The sequence below is a fragment of the Thermocaproicibacter melissae genome (assembly GCF_024498295.1).
In the GTDB taxonomy this organism is placed as follows: Bacteria; Bacillota; Clostridia; order Oscillospirales; family Acutalibacteraceae; genus Thermocaproicibacter; species Thermocaproicibacter melissae.
The window spans coordinates 1,741,906-1,763,263 of the sequence record NZ_CP101827.1 but is presented as its reverse complement, the minus strand read 5'-3'; the positions used below and the strand labels follow the sequence as shown (position 1 = coordinate 1,763,263).

17 protein-coding genes and 1 other annotated feature are annotated in these 21,358 nt (G+C 49.4%); of the genes, 13 read left to right on the top strand and 4 right to left on the bottom strand.

The window, feature by feature from the left end:
• The first annotated feature begins 58 nt into the window (after nt 1–58).
• Genes NOG13_RS08505 through NOG13_RS08495 form a run of 3 tightly spaced genes read left to right on the top strand, consistent with a single transcriptional unit; the run spans nt 59 to nt 3,472 of the window.
• Nucleotides 59–1,297, top strand: a complete 1,239-nt coding sequence (locus NOG13_RS08505) for a homoserine dehydrogenase (RefSeq protein ID WP_283110130.1) — start codon at nt 59–61, stop codon at nt 1,295–1,297.
• Between the two features lie 16 nt (nt 1,298–1,313).
• Nucleotides 1,314–2,210, top strand: a complete 897-nt coding sequence (gene thrB / locus NOG13_RS08500; RefSeq protein WP_283110129.1) for a homoserine kinase — start codon at nt 1,314–1,316, stop codon at nt 2,208–2,210.
• Nucleotides 2,211–2,251: 41 nt separating this feature from the next.
• Nucleotides 2,252–3,472 carry an aspartate kinase gene (locus NOG13_RS08495; protein WP_283110128.1) on the top strand — a complete coding sequence of 407 codons (1,221 nt, stop codon included), beginning with the start codon at nt 2,252–2,254 and terminating at the stop codon, nt 3,470–3,472.
• 93 nt (nt 3,473–3,565) lie between these two features.
• Here NOG13_RS08495 and NOG13_RS08490 read toward each other — a convergent pair whose 3' ends face one another.
• The 4 genes from NOG13_RS08490 to NOG13_RS08475 form a co-directional block, all read right to left on the bottom strand.
• Nucleotides 3,566–4,735, bottom strand: a complete 1,170-nt coding sequence (locus NOG13_RS08490; protein WP_283110127.1) for a cation:proton antiporter — start codon at nt 4,733–4,735, stop codon at nt 3,566–3,568.
• A gap of 41 nt (nt 4,736–4,776) precedes the next feature.
• Nucleotides 4,777–4,826, bottom strand: a sequence feature (sodium ion sensor (DUF1646 type); this cis-regulatory element may regulate processes involved in with the transportation of sodium ions).
• 114 nt (nt 4,827–4,940) lie between these two features.
• On the bottom strand, nt 4,941–6,038 hold the full coding sequence (locus tag NOG13_RS08485) for an oxidoreductase (protein ID WP_283110126.1): 1,098 nt from the start codon (nt 6,036–6,038) through the stop codon (nt 4,941–4,943).
• Nucleotides 6,039–6,224: 186 nt separating this feature from the next.
• Nucleotides 6,225–7,631 carry a glucuronate isomerase gene (uxaC, locus tag NOG13_RS08480; RefSeq protein ID WP_283110125.1) on the bottom strand — a complete coding sequence of 469 codons (1,407 nt, stop codon included), beginning with the start codon at nt 7,629–7,631 and terminating at the stop codon, nt 6,225–6,227.
• Nucleotides 7,632–7,666: 35 nt separating this feature from the next.
• A complete protein-coding gene (locus NOG13_RS08475; protein WP_283110124.1) occupies nt 7,667–8,650 on the bottom strand; it encodes a LacI family DNA-binding transcriptional regulator in 984 nt (327 codons plus the stop codon).
• 274 nt (nt 8,651–8,924) lie between these two features.
• Between NOG13_RS08475 and NOG13_RS08470 the strand changes: the two genes are divergently transcribed.
• The 10 genes from NOG13_RS08470 (at nt 8,925) to NOG13_RS08425 (ending at nt 21,351) form a co-directional block, all read left to right on the top strand.
• Entirely contained in the window at nt 8,925–10,394 is a 1,470-nt protein-coding gene (locus NOG13_RS08470) for a tagaturonate reductase (RefSeq protein WP_283110123.1), read from the top strand.
• Between the two features lies 1 nt (nt 10,395).
• On the top strand, nt 10,396–11,880 hold the full coding sequence (locus NOG13_RS08465) for a UxaA family hydrolase (protein WP_283110122.1): 1,485 nt from the start codon (nt 10,396–10,398) through the stop codon (nt 11,878–11,880).
• 573 nt (nt 11,881–12,453) lie between these two features.
• Entirely contained in the window at nt 12,454–13,374 is a 921-nt protein-coding gene (locus NOG13_RS08460; RefSeq protein ID WP_283110121.1) for an ABC transporter permease, read from the top strand.
• A gap of 22 nt (nt 13,375–13,396) precedes the next feature.
• A complete protein-coding gene (locus tag NOG13_RS08455; RefSeq protein WP_283110120.1) occupies nt 13,397–14,332 on the top strand; it encodes a carbohydrate ABC transporter permease in 936 nt (311 codons plus the stop codon).
• A gap of 68 nt (nt 14,333–14,400) precedes the next feature.
• Nucleotides 14,401–15,918 (top strand): ABC transporter substrate-binding protein, encoded by a 1,518-nt coding sequence (locus NOG13_RS08450; RefSeq protein ID WP_283110119.1) that lies wholly within the window; start codon nt 14,401–14,403, stop codon nt 15,916–15,918.
• A gap of 77 nt (nt 15,919–15,995) precedes the next feature.
• The gene (locus NOG13_RS08445; protein ID WP_428849321.1) at nt 15,996–16,991 is read left to right on the top strand and encodes a glycoside hydrolase family 130 protein; all 996 of its coding nucleotides are present in this window, start codon (nt 15,996–15,998) and stop codon (nt 16,989–16,991) included.
• A gap of 188 nt (nt 16,992–17,179) precedes the next feature.
• The gene (locus NOG13_RS08440; RefSeq protein ID WP_346347678.1) at nt 17,180–17,320 is read left to right on the top strand and encodes a beta-galactosidase; all 141 of its coding nucleotides are present in this window, start codon (nt 17,180–17,182) and stop codon (nt 17,318–17,320) included.
• A 108-nt stretch (nt 17,321–17,428) separates the two neighbouring features.
• Nucleotides 17,429–19,282: a beta-N-acetylhexosaminidase gene (locus NOG13_RS08435; RefSeq protein ID WP_283110118.1), complete on the top strand. Its 1,854-nt coding sequence runs from the start codon at nt 17,429–17,431 to the stop codon at nt 19,280–19,282.
• Nucleotides 19,283–19,306: 24 nt separating this feature from the next.
• Nucleotides 19,307–20,326, top strand: a complete 1,020-nt coding sequence (locus NOG13_RS08430; protein WP_283110117.1) for a glycoside hydrolase family 18 protein — start codon at nt 19,307–19,309, stop codon at nt 20,324–20,326.
• Nucleotides 20,326–21,351, top strand: a complete 1,026-nt coding sequence (locus NOG13_RS08425; protein ID WP_283110116.1) for a glycoside hydrolase family 18 protein — start codon at nt 20,326–20,328, stop codon at nt 21,349–21,351. Before NOG13_RS08430 ends, NOG13_RS08425 begins: the two co-directional genes overlap by 1 nt.
• Nucleotides 21,352–21,358: the final 7 nt, after the last annotated feature.

Genomic DNA, 21,358 nt, shown 5'->3' with positions numbered 1-21,358 from the left:
GTTAAAGTGCAAAATCATTGGCAAATGTTGTGGGAAATGGACAACAAGGGGTGCTTGTATGGTTCAAATAGCAGTTATGGGTTACGGCACGGTTGGTTCGGGTGTCGTTGAAGTGCTGACAAAACACGCAGACAGCATTGCTGTGCGTGCCAAAGAGCAGATTAACATAAAATACATTCTGGATCTTCGTGATTTCCCGGGAAGCCCGTTTGAAAGCAAGTTCATCAAGTCGTTCGATACCATTCTCAATGATCCCGAAGTGCGGATTGTTGTGGAAGTTATGGGCGGACTCCACCCGGCATACGATTATGTGAAAATGTGCCTGGAGAACGGCAAGAGCGTCGTAACCTCCAACAAGGAGCTCGTGGCGGCAAAAGGCGCAGAGCTTCTAAAAATTGCACAGCGGAACAACCTCAACTTCTTGTTTGAAGCGAGTGTCGGAGGCGGAATTCCGATTATCCGCCCGATCAGCCAGTGCTTGGCTGCAAACGAAGTGGTTGAGATCGCCGGTATTTTGAACGGCACGACCAATTTCATTCTCACAAAAATGATTCGCGAGAAGATGGGCTTTGACGAAGCGCTTGCGCTTGCACAGAAGCTCGGCTATGCGGAACGCAATCCCGCCGCGGATATTGAGGGCGCCGACGCGTGCCGCAAAATCTGTATCCTTGCGTCTCTTGCTTACGGCAAGCACGTTTACCCCGAGCAGGTGCATACCGAGGGGATTACAAAGATTACTCTGCGCGATGTTGAATATGCCGCAGCCTGGGGCGGTGTCGTAAAGCTCATCGGAATGGTAAAGCGCGTCCCAAGTGGAAAAGTGCAGATTATTGTTTGCCCGATGTTCCTTCCGCGTGAAAGCCAGCTTGCAAACGTCGATGATGTGTTCAACGGCATCATGGTCCGCGGCGACTCCACCGGAGACGTTGTGTTTTACGGAAAGGGTGCCGGAAAGCTTCCTACGGCAAGTGCGGTTGTAGCGGACGTCATCGACTGTGTCAAGCATTTCAAGGCGAGAAAATATCTGTATTGGGACGATGGTGCTCCCGATTATGTGGAGGATTACCTCGAAAACGAAACAGCCATGTATATTTGCCTGAAATCGGAAAGCGACGTTTCCGGCAAGGTGAAGGAACTGTTCGGAACAGCGGAGCAGATAACCCGCAAACACGCGGAACCGGGAGAAGCGGCATTTGTCACTCCTGTCATGAAAGAAAAAGACATTGTGGAGAGAATTGCACGTTTGTCCGAATCCGGTGTGGAAATTCTGAACACAATCCGCATCGGCGATCTGTAAGTTTGGGGATGTTATCATGATACGCATTCAGGTTCCCGCAACCAGCGCCAATCTGGGTTCGGGCTTTGATTCGCTGGGCATTGCGCTGAATCTTTATAACCAAGTCTGGATGGAAGAATCCGACACCATTAGCATCACAAGCAAAGACGATGTTCCAATTCCGAAGGATGAAACAAACCTCATCTATTGGGCCGCTAAGAGCCTTTATGAAAGATGCGGGCATAAGCTCCCCGGTTTGAAAATCATCCAGTTAAACAATATTCCGATGGCACGCGGGCTTGGAAGCAGCTCCGCTTGCATCGTGGCCGGTATTCTCGGCGCCAACCGAATGCTCGGCAGCCCTTTGAGCCAGAAGGAACTGACCGACCTTGCGGCGGAAATCGAAGGTCACCCGGACAATACCACTCCGGCCATTGAAGGCGGTTTGGTTGCTTCCGCAATGGAGGCCGGGCGCGTTTACAGCGTCAGTGTCCCCGTTTCCGAGAAGATTCGCTTTGTGCTGTTCATTCCGCCGTTTGAACTCAAAACGGAAAAAGCGCGTTCTGTTTTGCCACAGCAGTATTCGCGCGACGATGCGGTCTACAATCTTTCCCGTTCTGCGCTTATGACGGCATCTCTTTTTTCCGGTAAACTTGAAAATCTGCGGGTGGCTGTGCAGGATAAGATTCACCAGCCGTACCGTTCAGGCCTCATTGAGCATCTCGACGATGTATTCCGCATGAGTTATGAGCTTGGTTCACTCGGTACATATGTCAGCGGTGCAGGCCCAACCATCATATCCATGGTATCTTCCAATGAGGCGGAGCGCTTTTCCGCTCTGGCCAAATCCCGCTTGAAGGAAAAAGGAATTAATGGCTGGAAAATTGAAACGCTTACTGCTGACCCCAACGGTGCACAGATCTTCACAGAGTGAGTGGCGCTAAATCACAGAAATAGATGGAGGATGGAACATATATGGCCTTGATTGTTCAAAAATTCGGAGGCAGTTCCGTCGCGGACAAGGATCGTCTGTTCAATGTGGCGGATATCGTTACCCGCACCTACGAAGCGGGAAACAAGGTCATTGTAGTCGTTTCCGCGCAGGGAGATACGACCGATGATCTTATCGCAAAGGCGAAAGAAATCAACGAAGATGCTTCCAAGCGTGAAATGGATATGCTTTTGACGGCAGGCGAACAAATGTCTGCTGCCCTGCTTGCCATGGCGATTGAAAAGCTCGGTTACCCCGTGATTTCTCTGCTCGGATGGCAGGCCGGGTTTATCACAAGTTCGGCTTACGGCAGCGCCCGCATTAAGCGCATAGAGCCGGACCGCATCCGCAAAGAACTTGATAAGAAGAACATCGTTGTTGTTACGGGCTTTCAGGGCATCAACCGCTACGATGACATGACGACGCTTGGGCGCGGAGGCTCCGACACGAGTGCTGTGGCACTTGCCGCCGCCATGCATGCCGATTTGTGCCAGATTTACACCGATGTTGAGGGCGTGTTTACTGCCGATCCGCGGAAAGTGAAGAATGCGCGGAAACTGAGTGAAATTTCCTACGATGAAATGCTTGAGCTTGCGTCGCTCGGTGCGCAGGTACTGAATAATCGCTCTGTTGAAATGGCAAAGAAATATGGCATAGAGCTAGAAGTGCTTTCAAGCTTGACCAGAAAACCGGGAACGATTGTCAAGGAGGCAGTAAAAATGGAAGAAATGCTGATTAGCGGCGTTGCAAAAGATGAGGATGTTGCCCGCGTTTCAATTATCGGTGTACCGGACCGCCCGGGCCTTGCATTCAAGATTTTCTCAAAGCTTGCAGCGAAAAACATCAATGTCGATATTATTCTTCAGTCTGTCGGTAGAAACGGAACGAAAGATATCAGCTTCACCGTGAGCCGCGCGAACCTCAAGACAACGGTTGACCTGCTTTCCGACTATCTGGAGCAGATTGGCGCCAATTCGATTGTTTATGACGAAAACGTCGCCAAGGTGTCCATCGTCGGCGCAGGTATGGAATCACACCCCGGAACTGCCGCCAAGATGTTTGAGGCACTTTATGACGCCAACATCAACATTCAGATGATTGCTACGAGCGAAATCAAGATTTCGGTTTTGATTGACCGCAAAGATGCAGACAGAGCGGTCAGCATGATTCACGAGAGATTCTTCGATGAAATGGAACAACACTAATTCTTTCTAGAAAAAATGAGCGGCTGCCCGAATTCGGGCAGCCGCTTTTGTGCTTTCTGGAAACATGACCTGTGTGAAATATTCATGAGTAGGTCAATTTTCGCTGTCAACCATGCGCATTCTGCGGTGCGTAAAGGTGAGTTTCAGCAGAATCGGAGTGATGATTGTAGTCAGTAGAACAACCAGAATTGTGGGAATAAAAACCTCCTGCGAGATGATTTTCGCCTGAAGGCCGATGTTTGCGGTGATGATTGCAACTTCGCCGCGGGAGACCATTCCCACGCCGATTTGAAGCGATTCCCGTTTGCTGATTTTGAAGATGCGCGCCCCAGCCCCGCAGCCAAGGACTTTCCCGATTACCGCAATCACGAACATAATAAAGGTAATCAGCACCTCGCGCATGCTGAATCCGTTCAGGCTGGCCTCAAGCCCTACGCTCGCAAAGAATATGGGGGAGAGAAAACCGGAAGAAATCGCTTTCACATTTTTCTGGAGGTACTGCTTGTGCGGGAACTGCGAAAGCAGCAGCCCGCAGAGGTAGGCGCCCGTAATGGCCGCAATACCAAGGCCCTCGGCTAGAAATGCAATCACAAGCACAGCGGCAAGGGCAATCGTAAAGTATGTATGGCCAGGGTGGATTCTGTCCTGAAACCGTTCCATCAGCTTCGGCGCGAATAGAATTGCGAGAATTCCGACTGCGCAGAACAGAAGGATACCAACAAGACTCCGCACAAGGGAGCCCCCATCGCTGCTGTTGTTTGCGGAAAGCAGCGCCGACACGAGAATGATTCCGAGAATGTCGTCAATCACGGCGGCACCGAGGATGTTGATTCCGGCTGTCGTGTTCAGTTTGCCGAGTTCGGTCAGCGTCTCCACGGTGATGCTTACGCTTGTGGCCGTGAGGATAATGCCGATGAAGAGGTTCTCAATCACGTTGTCGTAGAACAGAAAGGCACTTAGAGTACCTAAAATCAGCGGAACAAGAATTCCAAACAGCGCAATCATAAACGAAGATTTGCCGGCTTTTTTGAACTGTTCGAGGTCGGTTTCAAGACCGGCCAGAAACATCAGGAAGATTACGCCAAGATTTGCGAGGAGCTTGATGTCGCTGTCATAGCTGACGAGGTTCAGGCAGACCGGTCCGATGATAACGCCTGCCAAAAGGGCGCCGAGCACTTCCGGCATTTTTACTTTTCGGCTCAACAGCCCTCCGAGTTTTGTAGTAACTAAAATCAGTGCCAGATTCAACAATATTTTTTCCATACTCATCCTCCAAAAAAGAATAAAAGTGGGGAGCCCAAACGGACTCCCCACCCAAGGAGTAACTTCTTGAAGCGGCAGCAGCCGCCCAACCGAATTCTATATTTTATTATATAAAATATTATATCAAACGCTATTTTTTCTGTCAAAGGTTTGCCATCGGGATTTCCCAAAAAATGTCGAAAAGTTTCAAGGCAGTTTTGAAAGTTTATGCTTCGTTGTAATCAACGCAGTCGGGGTCGGTTTTGTGGCGCTCCGCAACAGCGGGGCAGCGGTGCGGCATAAACGGACTCCAAAAGCAGATTTTGCAGTTTCTGCATGGTACGTAAGAAGACCCCGTCAGCACGGCGTTCGGCCAGTTTGGGTCGGCAAGCATGGCGCGTGCGGAGTCGATGGTATCGGCCAAATTGTTTTCAATGATATAGGTTGCAAGCTCGGGCTTCAGAATACCGTTTACGACCGAAACGGGCACCCTGCCGTTGATATGCCGGTGCATTTCGGTTCCCTGCCAGACGATTGGCGTGTACGGCAGGCCCTCGGGGCAGTTAATCTGTTCCGAGCCCATTCCGCTGGATACCTGAAGGTAGTCCGCGCCGGCGGCTATGTACGCATCCGCGATGGCCCACGCATCCTCCAAGGTAGGCTCCGCTCCGGGCGTGCGGACGGAAACGATGAAATCACTGCCGCAGGATTCTTTGATGCCGCGGATGATTCGGCAGGCCAAGCGGGTGCGGTTCTCGACCGTTCCGCCGTATTCATCGGTGCGAAGATTCGACAGCGGGCTTGCAAATTGGTTCAGAAGATATCCGTGGCACCCGTGCAGCTGAACTCCGTCATAGCCTGCTTCATGGGCACGCTCCGCGGCACGGATGAACTGGGCGCAGATGGTTTCAATTTCGTCTACGGTGAGCGCTTCCGTTGTTCGCCCGTGGATTGTAAGTCCAGCAGAGGGGCCTTTTGCATGGCCACATTCGGGGTGGGTGTTATATCCGCCGTGGTGAATTTGTACCAGAACGACCGCACCGTGTTTGTGGCAGGCTTCGGCGATGGCGCGGTGTCCGGCAATCTGGGAATCGTCCCATAGGCCGAGCTGTGTCGGAGCAAGCCTGCCGGACGGCGTAACGCAGGTAGCCTCAACCACAATGAGACCCGCGCCGCCTTTGGCACGCAGCTCGTAGTGCCGGGCAAAGCGTTCAATCGGAATTCCCGAACCGTCTGTCCAATCAAATTTGACGGTCGGAGCAAAGGTGATGCGATTGCGCACAGTTTTGGAACCGATTTTAATTGGGGTGCAGATTTTTTTCATAACATCATCATCCTCAAATCTCTTCCGCAGATGAATTTGTACCATCAGCATAGCATATTTCAAGGATGATTTTATTGCACTATAAGAAAATATAGAACAGAGTTCTGCCTTGAGGAATATAAAAACTTGAGGAATATAAAAAAGCGGAGTACCGTTTGCCGGTACTCCGCTTTCGCTATGATGAAATTACACGTCGAATCCGAAATAGCGCACAGCGTTGTTGTAGGAAATATCCTGTACCATTTGGCCAAGTGTTTTCATGTCGCAAGGATACTCGCCGTTTTCCACCCATGTGCCAATCAGGTTGCAAAGGATGCGTCGGAAATACTCATGCCTTGTGTAAGACAGGAAGCTGCGCGAATCCGTCAACATGCCGACAAAGTTGCCCAGAACGGAAAGGTTCGCGAGGCTTGTCATCTGGTCAATCATGCCGGTCTTGTTGTCATTGAACCACCAGGCTGCGCCGTGCTGAATCTTTCCGGCCGCTTCAGTCCCTTGGAAGCATCCGATAACCGAGTCAAGCATCTGGTTGTCGATCGGATTGAGGGAGTACAGAATGGTCTTCGGCAGCTCATTGGTTTGATTCAGCGCATCCATGAACTTGGTAATCGCTTCTGCGCAGTTCGGGGTTCCGATGCAGTCGAAGCCGGTGTCGGGGCCGAGACGCTCAAACATGGCGGTGTTTGTGTCGCGGATGGTTCCGTAGTGAATCTGCATGACCCAGCCGCGCTTTGCGTACTGCTTTGCCAGGAACATCAAAACGGCATATTTGTATTTGTCCACTTCATCTTGGGTCAGTGCTTCGCCGTTTAAGCCTTTTTTGAAGATTTCTTCAACTTCGGCTTCGCTTGCCGGATTGTAAATGACATAGTTCATGCCGTGGTCGGAGGCTTTGCAGCCCATTTCCTCGAAGTGATTCAGCCGTTTTTCCAGCGCAGCGCATACATCCTTGACCGTTTTGATTTCCATTCCGCTGGCCTTGGCAAGGGAGGAAACATACTCGGCGAAAGTAGGCTTTTCAATGTTCATGATTTTGTCCGGACGCCATGTCGGAACCACTTTCACCTTGCAAGTGCTGTCCTCTTTGATGGCTTTGTGCCATTTCAGAGAATCAATCGGGTCGTCGGTTGTGCCAATCAGCTTTACATTGGACTTCTCAATGATGCCGCGAACGCTCAGCTCTTTGGTCTGCAGCTTCGCGTTGCAGAGATTCCAGACTTCTTCGGCTGTGTCGCCGTTTAATACGCCGTCATAGCCGAAATACCGCTTCAGCTCCAGATGCGTCCAGTGATAAAGCGGGTTGCCGATTGCTCTCGGCAGAGATTCCGCAAATTTCTGGAATTTCTCGCGGTCGGTGCCGTCGCCGGTGATATACTTTTCCTCGACGCCGTTGGAACGAATCATACGCCACTTGTAGTGGTCGCCGCCGAGCCAAACCTGTGTGATATTTGAGAATTGGCGGTCTTCCGCAATCTCCTGCGGATTGATGTGGCAGTGATAATCCACAATCGGCATTTTTTCCGCATAGTCATGATACAGGGTTTTCGCAGTTTCGTTGGACAGTAAGAAATCTTCATCCATAAATTGCTTCATTTTTGAGTTCCTCCGTATATTTGTTAATTTAATTCCTAAATAGGAAAGGTATCTCGTTCAATCAATTTTGAAGAAATTACGATTTTTTGCGGCACTGTTTTATTTTCAAGGATGTCGACCAATAATTGAACGGCGGTCGGGCACAGCGTATCCAGCATATTGTCCACCGTAGTCAGGGCAGGGGACGAACATTGTGCCAGAATCGAGTTGTTGAATCCAATCACCGGCATTGTCAGATTAAATTTCTGCAGCGCTTTCAGCGCGCCGATTGCCAGTAAATCCTCCGATGCCATCACGGCGGAAAATTTCAGTCCCTCACCCAGCAGTTCGGTAACTTTTGCCGTAACGCCGTCAATGGATTTCGGCACCTTAACCATTAGCGTTTCCTGAAACGGAAGATTGCATTTTTTCAGACCATCCTTGTAGCCTGAAATTTTAATACAACCGCTGTAAGTGAGGACATCATACAGATATAGTATATCGTCGTAACCCTGCTTATGCAGAAGTTGGACATTTTGGCTCACCGCGGATTGTTCATCGCACAGAACGCAGTATGTGTTTGGCAGCTCAACCAAACCGTTTATGATGATGACCGGAACCTGTTTTGCGGCATTTTCAATGTGGGAGTTGTCTGTGTTTTCCTTGAAGGCAGAGCCGATCAGGATTACGGCGTCCACTCTTTTTTTCAGCAAAAGATCCAGGCTTTTTTTCTTGTTCTCCAGTTCGTTTCCGGTGCAGCACAGCAGCGCGTCAAAGCCGTTCTGCCTTAACAGCCCTTCCACCAGCGAAACAGCTTTGGCGTAGAAGATGTCTGAAACATCCGTACACAAAATGCCAATCATCTTTATGGAGTTCAGTCCAAGCCCGCGGGCAAATATATTCGGCGTATATCCTTCTTCCTGCATGACCTTCAGAACTTTTTCCCGTGTTTTTGGGCTGACTTTCTCGCTTCCGTTGAGCACGCGCGAAACCGTTGCAATCGACACGCCGCTTCGCTTTGCGATGTCATAAATGTTCATACAACCGCCTCTGTTGTAAGCGCTTACAAAAGAGTATAATGTATTTCTGCTGATAAATCAATAGTAAATATAGAAAATACATGGGCTTTTTTAGATATTTTCAATAGATGAAAGATAGTACTATCTATACAAATTGCAAATTTATCTGCTGAATTTCCAAAACGTATAAAGTAACCGCAAAATAATAAATACTTTTTTTGAGCGCATTGATTTTTTCATTTATGGTAGCTAGAATGAGAATGTAAGCGCTTACAAACATAAGAGGTATAACGACATGAAGAAAATCAACGAACTTTACACTCGTAAACCCAGAATAATCAAAGTAGTGCAATTCGGTGAAGGCAACTTTTTAAGAGGCTTCGTCGATTATATGATTGATGTTGCCAATGAAAAAGGAGTTTTCAACGGCGATATTGCCATCGTGAAACCGAGACCGTTCGGAGACATGGAACGCTTTCACGCGCAGAATAACATTTACACCGTCTCCCTACGCGGCAAGAGAAACGGGAAAATCTATGTGGAAAACCGCGTCATTACTAGCGTGCAGAAAGCGATAAGTTCTTATAACGACTATGAGGAATATATGGCGCTTGCCCGTCTTGACACGGTGCAGTTCGTAGTTTCCAACACAACGGAAGCGGGAATTGTGTTTGATGCGGATGATAAATTTGAATTGACCCCGCCGAACACTTATCCGGGGAAGCTGACAAAGTTCCTGTACGAAAGATTCAAAACATTCCACGGCGACCCTAGCAAGGGCCTCATCATTCTGCCGGTTGAGCTGATCGAGGACAACGGAATCCGCCTCAAAGAGTGCGTGCTGAAGTACGTCGATTTGTGGAACCTGGGCGAAGAGTTCAAAAAGTGGATTTGCGAAAACAATATCTTTTGCAGCACACTGGTTGACCGCATTGTTACCGGATATCCCCAAAATCAGGCAGCGGAAATCTGCGAACAGCTGGGATATGAAGATCAGCTGCTCGATACCGGTGAACCGTTTGCCCTTTGGGTTATCGAAAGCGACAAGGATATTTCTGAGAAGTTCCCGCTGGACAAAGTCGGTATGCATGTCATTTTTACCGATAATCAGAAGCCGTATCGCGAAAGAAAAGTCCGCATCTTAAACGGTGCACATACTTCCACGGTTCTTGCCGCTTACCTTATGGGCAAAAACATTGTGCGTGAGTGCATGAACGATGCCCTTGTCCGTAAACTGATGGACAAAATCGTGTTTGATGAAATCGTTCCCACGGTCAAACTGCCGTGGCAGGAAGCAATCGACTTTGCAAAAGCAGTCTATGAGCGTTTCGACAATCCGTTTGTCGACCATGCGCTGCTTTCCATTTCACTGAATTCCGTTTCCAAGTGGAAAACGAGAATCTTGCCGACGTTCAAAGATGACTATGCAAAGAATCAGACTCCGCCAAAATTTTTAACCTTCTCCTTCGCCGCTTTGATGGCGTTTTACACTTCCGATAAGCTGGAGAACGGCGTGCTGGTCGGCGACCGTAACGGCGAGCGCTATGAGATTAAAGACGACCGGAAGGTTCTGGAATTCTTTGCGGCAAACAGCAAAAGCAAGCCTACCCGCGAATTCGTTACCGCGTTTGCCTCGAACACGGATTTCTGGGGCGAGGACCTCACTAAGTACAATCATTTCGTGGATATGGTTTGCGAAGATCTGGACAGTATGAAAAAGAACGGCATGAAAGCGACAGTCGAGGCGCTTGTAAAGGAATCATAAGATGAAAGCAATTTATAAAATCAATCCGAAGGATAATGTAGTTGTTGCTCTGCAAGACCTGAAAAAAGGCGAGAACATTCCGGCAGACGGAAAAACGATCACGCTGAACGCGAACATCGCCGCAGGCCACAAGATTGCCATAGCAAATATTCCGGAAGGCGAATGCATCGTAAAGTATGGCTTTCCAATCGGCACAGCGGCCTGCAATATCGCTGCCGGCGATTGGGTCCATACTCACAATACCAAAACCAGGCTGGGAGATTTGCTGGATTATTCCTATGAGCCCAGCTTCAAGCCGCTGGAACCCCAAACCCCCAGAACTTTTCTGGGCTATAAGAGGAAAGACGGCAAGGTCGGAATCCGCAATGAAGTGTGGATTATTCCGACGGTTGGCTGCGTCAATTCCATAGCCAAATTGATTGAAGAGGAATCTCAGAAATTTTTAACTCCGGAATTGGACGGGATTTATTCATATAGCCATCCGTACGGCTGCTCACAGCTTTCACAGGACAAGCGGAACACGGAATTGGCACTGTCCGGACTGATTCATCATCCGAACGCAGGAGCTGTGCTCGTCCTCGGCCTTGGCTGTGAAAACAGCAATATTGACGAGTTGAAAAAAGTACTGGGCGATTATGACAGTGACCGTGTGAAATTTCTGGTTTGCCAGGAACACGAGGATGAAGTAGAAGACGCCGTAAAGATTGTGGAGGAATTATGCCGGTATGCTTCGCAGTTTAAGCGGGAGCCGTGCAGTGTTGAGCATCTTACCATAGGCTTAAAATGCGGCGGGTCAGACGGCTTCTCCGGAATTACGGCAAATCCGCTTGTGGGTGCTTTGCCCGACTTGCTGATTGCGCAGGGAGGTACGGCGATTTTAACGGAAGTGCCGGAAATGTTCGGCGCGGAAACGATTTTGATGAACCGCTGCCGCAGCAAGGAAGTCTTTGATAAAACCGTAGACCTCATCAACAACTTCAAAAAATATTTCATGAGATACAACGAAAAAATTGATTCCAACCCGTCTCCCGGCAACAAGGCGGGTGGAATTACCACTTTGGAGGATAAGTCCCTCGGCTGTGTCCAAAAGGGAGGAACGGCGCCGGTTAACGATGTGCTTCGTTATGGCCAGTCGGTTCATGAAAACGGCCTCAATCTACTACAGGCACCCGGCAATGACCTTGTAGCTTCTACGGCTCTCGCTGTTTCGGGAGCGCACATGGTTTTGTTCACCACAGGGCGCGGTACTCCTTTCGGCTGCCCGGTTCCAACGGTAAAAATCTCGAGCAACTCGGAACTAGCTCGCAAAAAGGCAAGATGGATTGACTTCGACGCAGGGAAATTATTGACTGGCACCGAACTTTCGGAGCTCGCACAGGAATTGCTCGATTATGTCATCAATGTCGCTTCCGGAAAGCAGACAACAAAATCCGAAGCGTTCGATAAGCGCGAATTGGCAATCTTTAAGGATGGAGTCACGTTATAGCTCTCAGGCTATCGGATGATGCGTGGCAAGCCTTATGCAACTAAAAATATAAGTAACTTTTTAAAGGTAAAATCAGAGAGAAGAGTAACGCTGAAAATTGTCGGCGTTACTCTTTTTTGTGTGATGTCCATCGTGTTCCACCAGAACGATGGACCGAAATTTTTTCCTTTGAATATCAAATTTAATGGCAACTCATGCCAGAGATGCGAAATCATTACCCCTTGGCTGTTGTTCTTAAAAAGACAAATACAGAATTTCTATGAAAAAAGTACACGTATTATAAAAATCTTACCGATGTGTTCTCTAAGATAGCGATGGTATAATTACAAATGAAAAGAGTGGCAGATCAACAAATTAATTGTTTATATTTCACAATTAAATGATCTTGAATTCCAAGCAGGGACCTTCCGGAACGCTTTGGGTTATTGAAAAAGGAAGTATATACCGATCCCATCGATGGATACAGCAGATTTTTTGAAAAGCTTTTACACATTCGAATTAGACGTATCTTCACGCGTCAGGACGAAAAGTAGAAAGTTATGCAGCAGTGATAATTTCTGAGGAGTGAGAATATTGCATTTTCTTCAAGGATTCAAAAAAGAGTTCAAAAAAAACTGGCAGCTGTTTCTGTTGGCTACACCTGGCGTAATTCTAGTGTTCCTTTTTGCATATTTGCCGATGTTCGGCATTGTAATTGCATTTAAGAGCTACAATTACGAACAGGGCCTTCTGGGAAGTCCGTGGTGCGGATTTAAAAACTTCCAGTTCCTGTTTGCGTCGAACACGGCGTGGGAGATTACAAAATTAACGCTGGGCTACAATTTCCTTTTTATTCTTTTAGGTCTTGTACTGCCGGTGATTCTGGCGCTGGCATTCAACGAAGTTCGGCGTCCTCTGGCGTCAAAGATTTACCAGACGATTTCCATTATGCCGAACTTCCTGTCCTGGGTCATCATGTCTTACATAGGGTTGGCGCTTTTAGACACCAATGGATTTTTCAATTCTGTACTGCAGATGTTTGGCAAAGACCCCGTTTATTTTTACGCTGACCCAAAATACTGGCCGGCCATTTTAATTTTGACGAGTCAGTGGAAGAGCATCGGCTATAGCAGCGTGGTATACCTTGCGTGCATCTGCGGCATCAGCGTAGAGTATTACGAAGCGGCAATTTTGGACGGTGCATCCAAGTGGCAGCAGATTTGGTACATCACGCTGCCGTCACTGAAACCGATGATGGTGATTACCACGATTATGGCATTGGGCCATATTTTCAATTCGGATTTCGGCCTTTTCTATCAGATGCCCATGAATCAGGGACAGCTTTACCCGGCAACGGAAACAATTGACGTTTATGTTTACAATGCGCTGCAGTCGATGGGCAACATCAATATGTCCGCTGCGGCCAGCGTGTTCCAGTCCGCCGTCGGATTTGTAACAATTTTGCTTGCCAACGCAGCAATTCGGAAGATCGACAATGAAAACGCTTTGTTCTAATTGATATAGGAGTGTAAGCAGTATGGATAGAAATTCGGACGAGTTCGGAACTAAAGTTGCCAGAGTCGGCCAAAAGGTTCTGTTGCACGATATCATTCTAAATGCCATAATGGTGATTTTATCTATCATCTTTTTGGCTCCCGTGGCGCTGGTGTATATTATATCTTTCAGCAGCGCGGAAAGTATTCGAGAAATCGGCTACAGCTTTGTTCCAAAATCATGGTCGCTAGATGGATACATATACCTGCTCGGAAGTTCGGAGCAGCTGTTGAGTTCTTTGGGCGTTTCTGTGTTTGTAACGGTGGTCGGTACGGTGCTGACCGTTGTGGTAACGGGCATGATTGCCTACGTTATTTACCGAAAAGATTTCAAGTACAGAAAGCAGCTTACTTTTTATCTGTTCTTCACGATGCTTTTTTCAGGCGGCATGGTTCCGTCCTACATTGTCAACACAAATCTGCTGCATTTGGGTGACAACATTCTGATTCTGTTTCTGCCGACGTTGTGCAGCGCGTGGAATGCAATCATCCTGCGCACGTTTTACACTCAGACAATTCCGGATTCGCTGATTGAAGCGGCGAAAATTGACGGCGCCGACGAATGGGTAATCTTCTTCAGAATTGTGATTCCGATTGCAAGGCCGGCGCTCGCAACCATTGCCCTGTTTTCTATGGTCGGCCTGTGGAACGACTGGTTTACCGGTCTGCTTTATATCAATACACCGTCCAAGGAACCGCTGCAGGTGCTGCTGCAGAAGCTGCAGTCGACTCTTGATTACTTAACAACGAACGCTTCCTTCGCAAGTTCAGCAGACGGTATTCGCATGGCACTGAATATGCCGACTGACAGTGTCCGCATGGCGTTGACCGTACTCATTATGACGCCGATTCTGTTCGCATATCCGTTCTTCCAAAAGTACTTCGTGCGCGGCATTACGATTGGCAGCGTAAAGGGTTAATTACCTAGCTGATTTTATTGCACTCTATATTTTTTATAAATATAGAAATTTTATTGGGAGGAAAAAACATGAAAGCATCAACCCGAATCAAAAGAGCCGTTAGTGCAGTGCTTTCTGCGGCGATGATTCTCTCTCTCACTGCCTGCAGTAACGGTTCGACAACCAGTTCATCAACGGCAGACTCGAATGCGGCCGCAACAAAAAGCGGAAAGACTGTTACCCTGGATTGGTATATGTTCCTGGATACGATTCAGCCGGATCAGTCCAAAGTTATTGACAAGATGAACGAATATGTCAAGGACAAAATTAACGCGACCGTAAACGCTCACTTCTTCCAGGCGGGCGAATACGGCACCAAGATGCCGGTTATCATTTCTTCCGGTCAAAACTACGACATTTGCTACTCGTCCACATGGGGTACCCCGAACTACACACAGACTGCAACCATAGGCGCGTTTATGAAACTGGATGAAGAGACACTCAAGAAATACGCGCCGGAGACCTATTCTACCATTCCGGAAAATGTGTGGGATAGTGCAAAAGTTAACGGAGATATCTACGGCATTCCGATCTACAAGGAAGAGGGACTGCAGTACGTACTGATGGTCAATGCCGATATTGCTAAAAAGTACGACATCGACTACAGCAAGATAAAGAGCTGGAAAGATTTGGGCGGCGTTCTGGGCGAACTTCATCAGAAAGCTCCGAACATTATCGGCCTCTGCGCAGCTTCCCTCTGGCGTGCCGCCGGCTTTGCCGTTGATGCTGGTTCTGGCGTTGTTGGTGAGGTAAACATTCCGGGCCATGAAGCTTTTGCAAACCAGAAGGAAAACACCGTTTTCAACCAGTATGCAACACCGGAATTCAAGGAATTCTGCTCCACCGTGCATCAGTGGTACAAAGCAGGATATCTGGTACAGAACCCGCAGGCCTACTCGGACGATACCCGTAACGCTGATGACAAGGCCGGCCGCCTGTTCTCATGGATCATCGGCTATGCGCCGGATTTTGAAAAGACATATTCCAATACGGTTGGACACACTGAGGATTATGTCCCGCTGACACCAGTTTTTTTCACGGGCGCTTCCGACTTCCACTGCATTTCCGCAAACTCTCAGCACAAAGAAGTTGCTCTGCAGTTCCTTAACCTTGTGAACACAGATAAGGCCGTCGGTAATTTCCTGCGTCACGGCATCGAAGGAACACATTACATCTTGGAGAACGGCCAGGTCAAGCAGATCAGCAAAGCCTACGGCTACGATATGGGCTGGCAGTTCGGCAGCGTGTTTAACCAAGACTGGGTCATTAGCTATCCGTCAGACATTGCACAGGTTTACAAAGACTGGAACGCACAGGCTGTCGCCAATCCGCTGCTCGGCTATAAGTTTGATGATACCAATGTGAAGAATCAGATTGCCGCATTGTCCAATGTAATTAAGCAGTACTACGATCCGCTTACTTTGGGTGTGGCTGATCCTGACCAGATGCTGGGTAAATTCCTCGACAGCCTGAAACAGAACGGCGCGGACGAGCTGTTGAAGGTTGAGCAGGAGCAGGTAGACAAGTTCCTGAGCAGCAAGAAGTAAGTTCAAAAAGTCGAAATATGAAGTTGTTCTGAATCCCTCTCAGAGCATCTGTTGATAAACGAACTGGAGATGACATTATGAGTAAATTAATCGGCAAGGAATTGAAAAATATTCCCTGGGAGGATCGCCCGGCCGGCTGCACGGCACCGGTTTGGCGTTACAGCGGCAACCCTGTGATTCAGAGCAACGCGATTCCGACGTCGAATAGTGTCTTCAATTCGGCTGTGGTGCCGTTCGGCTCCGAATTCGCCGGTGTATTCCGCTGCGACAGTCGGGGTGTCAGCATGGATATTTACCCCGGTTTCAGTGACGACGGAATACATTGGAATATTTCCCCTGACCCAATCCGGTTTGAAGGCGATCCCGAGGTCACTGTGCGGGAATACCGCTACGACCCGCGTGTTTGCTTCCTGGAGGATCGGTATTATATCACATGGTGCAACGGCTACCACGGCCCCACCATCGGCGTCGGATACACTTTTGACTTCAAGACCTTTTATCAGTTGGAAAACGCCTTCCTGCCGTACAATCGCAACGGCGTGCTGTTCCCCAGAAAAATCGGCGGGTACTATGCAATGCTGAGCCGCCCGAGCGACACGGGTCATACGCCGTTCGGCGATATTTTCTGCAGCTTCAGCCCCGACCTTACTTTCTGGGGCAAACACCGCTATGTGATGGGTGCAGTTAATCAGGACTGCACAGCTTGGCAATCCAAGAAAATCGGCCCAGGCCCTACGCCGTTAGAGACGGATGAAGGCTGGCTGCTGATTTACCACGGCGTCATCAACACCTGCAACGGTTTCGTTTACCGCGTGGGCTGTGCGCTGTTGGATTTGGAAAAGCCGTGGATTGTCAAGCGGCGTTCACGGTTCTACATTCTGGGACCGCAGGAACTTTATGAACGTGTTGGAGACGTACCAAACGTAACCTTCCCGTGTGCTGCTCTAGCGGATCCTGCAACCGGCCGGATTGCGATTTATTATGGCTGTGCCGATACGGTTACGGGACTTGCCTTCACAACAGTCGATGACTTGATTGAGCACATGAAAAAATATCCGCTGGAGCTTGGGTGATGCCGAACCGCAGAATCCCAGCCTGAAAAACTTTTTAGTGCTGTTGTGTGCTTGAGGACAATGGTGAAAACCGGCAGGATGTGTCTATGCAAAAATGTGCCGAGCGTTTACGTTCACTCGGACATTTCATCAGGGACATATCCTGCCGCTCACCTAATTAGGAAATAAATGCATTTTTGCGTCAATTTGTGATAAATGGTGATTGTTTCCTATTGGATGGAAAACCGTTCCGGATTCTGTCCGGAGCGATTCATTATTTCCATGTGGTTCCCGAATACTGGGAAGACCGCCTTCGGAAGTTTGCGGCGTGTGGACTGAATACCGCTTGATGTAAGCGGGTGCGCCTGAACTTCCGGTTTTTGCCTGTTTTTCTCATCCGAAAGTTTTAGACCGGCAGATTTTACTATACTGTTGATATATGACGGAGATGGGTTTTTATGCAATTTCTCCCCCTTCCGAAAAAATTGACGGAAACCGGTGAATCTTTTCTTATAGGTCCGAAGTTCGTAATTACGCTGGATACCAACTGCGGCTACAGCGAATTCTGCGCGGCAAAGCAGTTCCGTTCGGAGCTTTGCCGCACGGTCTGCACCGAAATCTCCATTGAGAAGGCTCCGCAGCCGGTTGGCCCGGGACTTTTTCTGCGCCTGCGCGATGAGGAGGAAGAAGGCGCATACTGCCTGAAAATCACTTCATCGGGGGCGGAACTCAGCGGCGGCAGCGCCGGCATCTTTTGGGGAATTCAAACGCTGCGGCAGCTTGTGCGCCAATGCGGTACTCAGTGGCCCGGTCTGCTCATTGAAGATGCACCCGGTATGCAGACGCGCGGCTTTTTCCACGATGTGACACGCGGAAAAGTGCCGACTCTGCAAACACTCAAAGAACTTGCCGAACGACTTGCCTTCTATAAGATCAATCAACTGCAGCTTTATGTGGAACACACCTTTGCATTCCGTGGCTTCAGCGAAGCATGGACCGGCAAGGACCCACTGACTGCGGAAGAAATTCTGGAGCTGGACGAATACTGCCGTGAACGTCACATTGAGCTGGTGCCGTCCATTGCCACGTTCGGGCATCTTTATGAGGTCTTGAAAACCAAAACATGGCGCCGTTTCTGTGAATTGGAGGTTGACGACGCGGCACCGTTTGCGTGGTATGACCGTATGACCCACCACACCTTGGATGCGTCCAATCCCGACAGTCTGCAGCTCGTGAAAGAAATGCTGGATCAGTACCTGCCGTTGTTTACCTCCAATCAGGTCAACATCGGCTGTGACGAAACTTTTGACATCGGCTGCGGCAAGAGTGCGGCGCTTGCCGAAAAAATAGGGAAGGACCGTCTTTACGTGGACTTCCTTAAGCAGATTATCGCATATGTGCAGAGCAAAGGGAAAAAGGTCCTTTTCTGGAGTGACATTATCCTGAAAAGCCCTCAGTATCTTCGCGAATTGCCCAGAGGCACCACCTGTTTGTATTGGAACTACGGACGCAAGGTTAACGAGCAGGAGATCAAAGTCCTTGCGGATTCCGGCATTGATTTCATGGTTTGCCCCGGTGTATGCGGTTGGAATGTGATGATGAACATTTTGGACGGGGCGTATGAAAATATCGGGCAGATGGCAAAGTACGGAACCAAGTACGGTGCGCGAGGAATGCTTAATACGGACTGGGGCGACTACGGGCACATTAACCTGTTTGCCAACTCCATGCCCGGCATGGCGACCGGCGCCGCACTCTCTTGGAATCCCGGCGACCGGCGCAGCTGGCAGGAAATCTGCCGCGCTTATGCTCGCTTGGAGTTCGGCGAACAGTCCGAAAAGCTGATGGATTTGCTCACCGAGTTGGAGATGAATCAGGTCGGCACTTGGCAGGACGTTGTTTGCTGGCGAGAGTCGCAGCTGCTCTCCATTGAACGCGCAAAGCAGGATTCCGAGCGTATCGAGCACATGGATGCCGACAAAGCGCTAAACGGTTATAAAAAAATTTTAGAAATTGAACAGCAGCTTGTCGGCTTTACTGCGCCGGAACCGCGCCGCACGGATTTTAAAGAATTCCTCTGCGCGGCTCGCGGCGCAGCTTTGATGAACGCCGCCTGCCTCGCGCTGAAGAAATATGCGTATCACGCGGAAACAACTCCGCTAGCGCTGGACTGCGGCACCCTTGCCGTTGAATTGGAGCTGTGGCTGCAGTGCTTCACCGAATTGTGGCGTATCCGCAACAAGGAAAGCGAACTATACCGCATTCGTGCTACGGTGCAGGATTTGTGCGCATTCCTGCGGGACTGTGTTTGATTTTATCAACAGGGGCGGAACAAAATGTCAAAAAAAATTCTAGCAGGGTATTGCATTAACGAAAACGTAAAGGACTTAACAGCTGACGATGCACGAAAACTGACGCATTTGAATATTGCTGCCGGTACGGTCCGTGATGGTCGGGCAGTTCTGGTTTCGGAGGAGGGGGTTTCCTGCATTCCGCAGATTCGCAAATGGAACCCGGAGCTAAAATGCTCGGTCTGTTTTGGCGGAGAATTTTCCACCCCCTGCCTGACGCAGGAGGGCCGCCTGCAGATTGCCGAAGATTTGGCGGCAATTGTCCGCCGTTACGGCTTAGACGGAGTAGACATCGATTGGGAGTATCCATGCTGCGGAGAAAACGGACTGGAAGCAAACCCAGCAGACCGCAAGACTTACACCCTCTTGCTTGAGGCTATCCGCAACCAGCTGAATGCTGTCGGAGACCATTTGCTCCTAACCAGCGCAGTGGGTGCGGGGCAATATTTTCTTGACAGCACCCAGATGAAGGACGTGCAGAAGTACCTCGATTACGTATATATCATGACATATGATTTGCGCGGGGCGTTCCAAATCCTGACTGGGCACCACACCAATTTGTATACGCCTGTTGGGGATATCTTCTTAGATAGTGCCGACTCGGCGGCACGTGCATTTGTTGCCGCCGGTGTGCCGAAGGAAAAAATCGCAATCGGCATGGCGTTCTACACACGGATGTGGAAAGGGGTACCGAATCGCTACAACGGCTATCTGCAGATCGCCAAGACGCGCGGTGAATACGGCCCGCATTACGACGAGCTGCTGGCCGATTATATTGACAAGAACGGATATAAGCGTTATTGGGACGACGTTTGTAAAGCACCGTATCTTTTTAACGGGGACACCTTTATTTCTTACGATGATGAACAATCGATTCGATGCAAATGCGATTATGTGCGTCAGCAGGGCTACGCGGGTGTGTTTTACTGGGAACACGGCTGCGACACAACCCGCACGCTTCTGCGTGCAGCACACGAGTCTTTGTATATTGGGGATGAACATTAGTGAAACGTGTTTTGGCAGGTTATATGCTCAGCCAGTTTGTCCCTGCGCACTTTACCCGTGAGGATGCGCAGAAGCTGACACACCTGATGCTGGCGTTCGGACAAATTGACGACGGGGCAATTTATACAGGACACATGACCGGACTGGATCAAATCGAGCAGATTCGGCAGTGGAATCCGAACTTAAAAATTCTGCTTTCATTGGTGGGAAAGGAGGAAGGCTCTTTTTCGGACGGCAGTGCGACGGAAGCCGGTCGGCGGAAAATCGCGCAGTCTTGTGTGGAGACGGTCAAGAAATTCGGACTCGACGGCGTCGACTTAGACTGGGAGTACCCCTGTTGCCCGGAAAACTTCATTAAAGCCCGCCCTGAGGATAAACAGAATTTTACGCTGCTGTGCCGCGAAATCCGAAATGCGTTTGATGCCGCATTCCCGCAGCACCGCCTGTTGACCATAGCAGCCGGAGCAGACCGGTACTACATTGAAAATACGCAGATGGATTTAGTCCAGCTGTACTTGGACCTTGTCTTTGTCATGACCTACGACCTGCGGTGCGGATTTCATACGTTGACCGGGCACCACACCAATCTTTACACGGTAACAGGCGACCTGAACCGCACCAGCGGAGATGCCGCTGTCCGTTTATTTGAGCAGGCCGGTGTACCGAAGAACAAAATTGTTCTCGGCGCGGCAATGTATTCCCGCAAGTGGGAGCATGTGCAGGACCGCAATCACGGTTTTCTGCAGCTGACGGAGTCCGCGGGTGGCTACGGCCCGAATTATGACGAGCTTGTGGAATCCTATATCAACAAGAACGGCTATGTCCGGTATTGGGACGATGAAGCAAAGGCACCGTGGCTGTTTAACGGCAGTACGTTCATTTCCTATGACGACCCAGAGTCGATTCGCTGCAAGTGCGAATATGTCAAACAGCGTGATTTGGCAGGCTTGTTCTACTGGGAACACGGCGGAGACAGCACCCGTCAATTGCTGCGGGCAATGGCAGACAACCTTTCCGAAGCGTAAAGCGTTT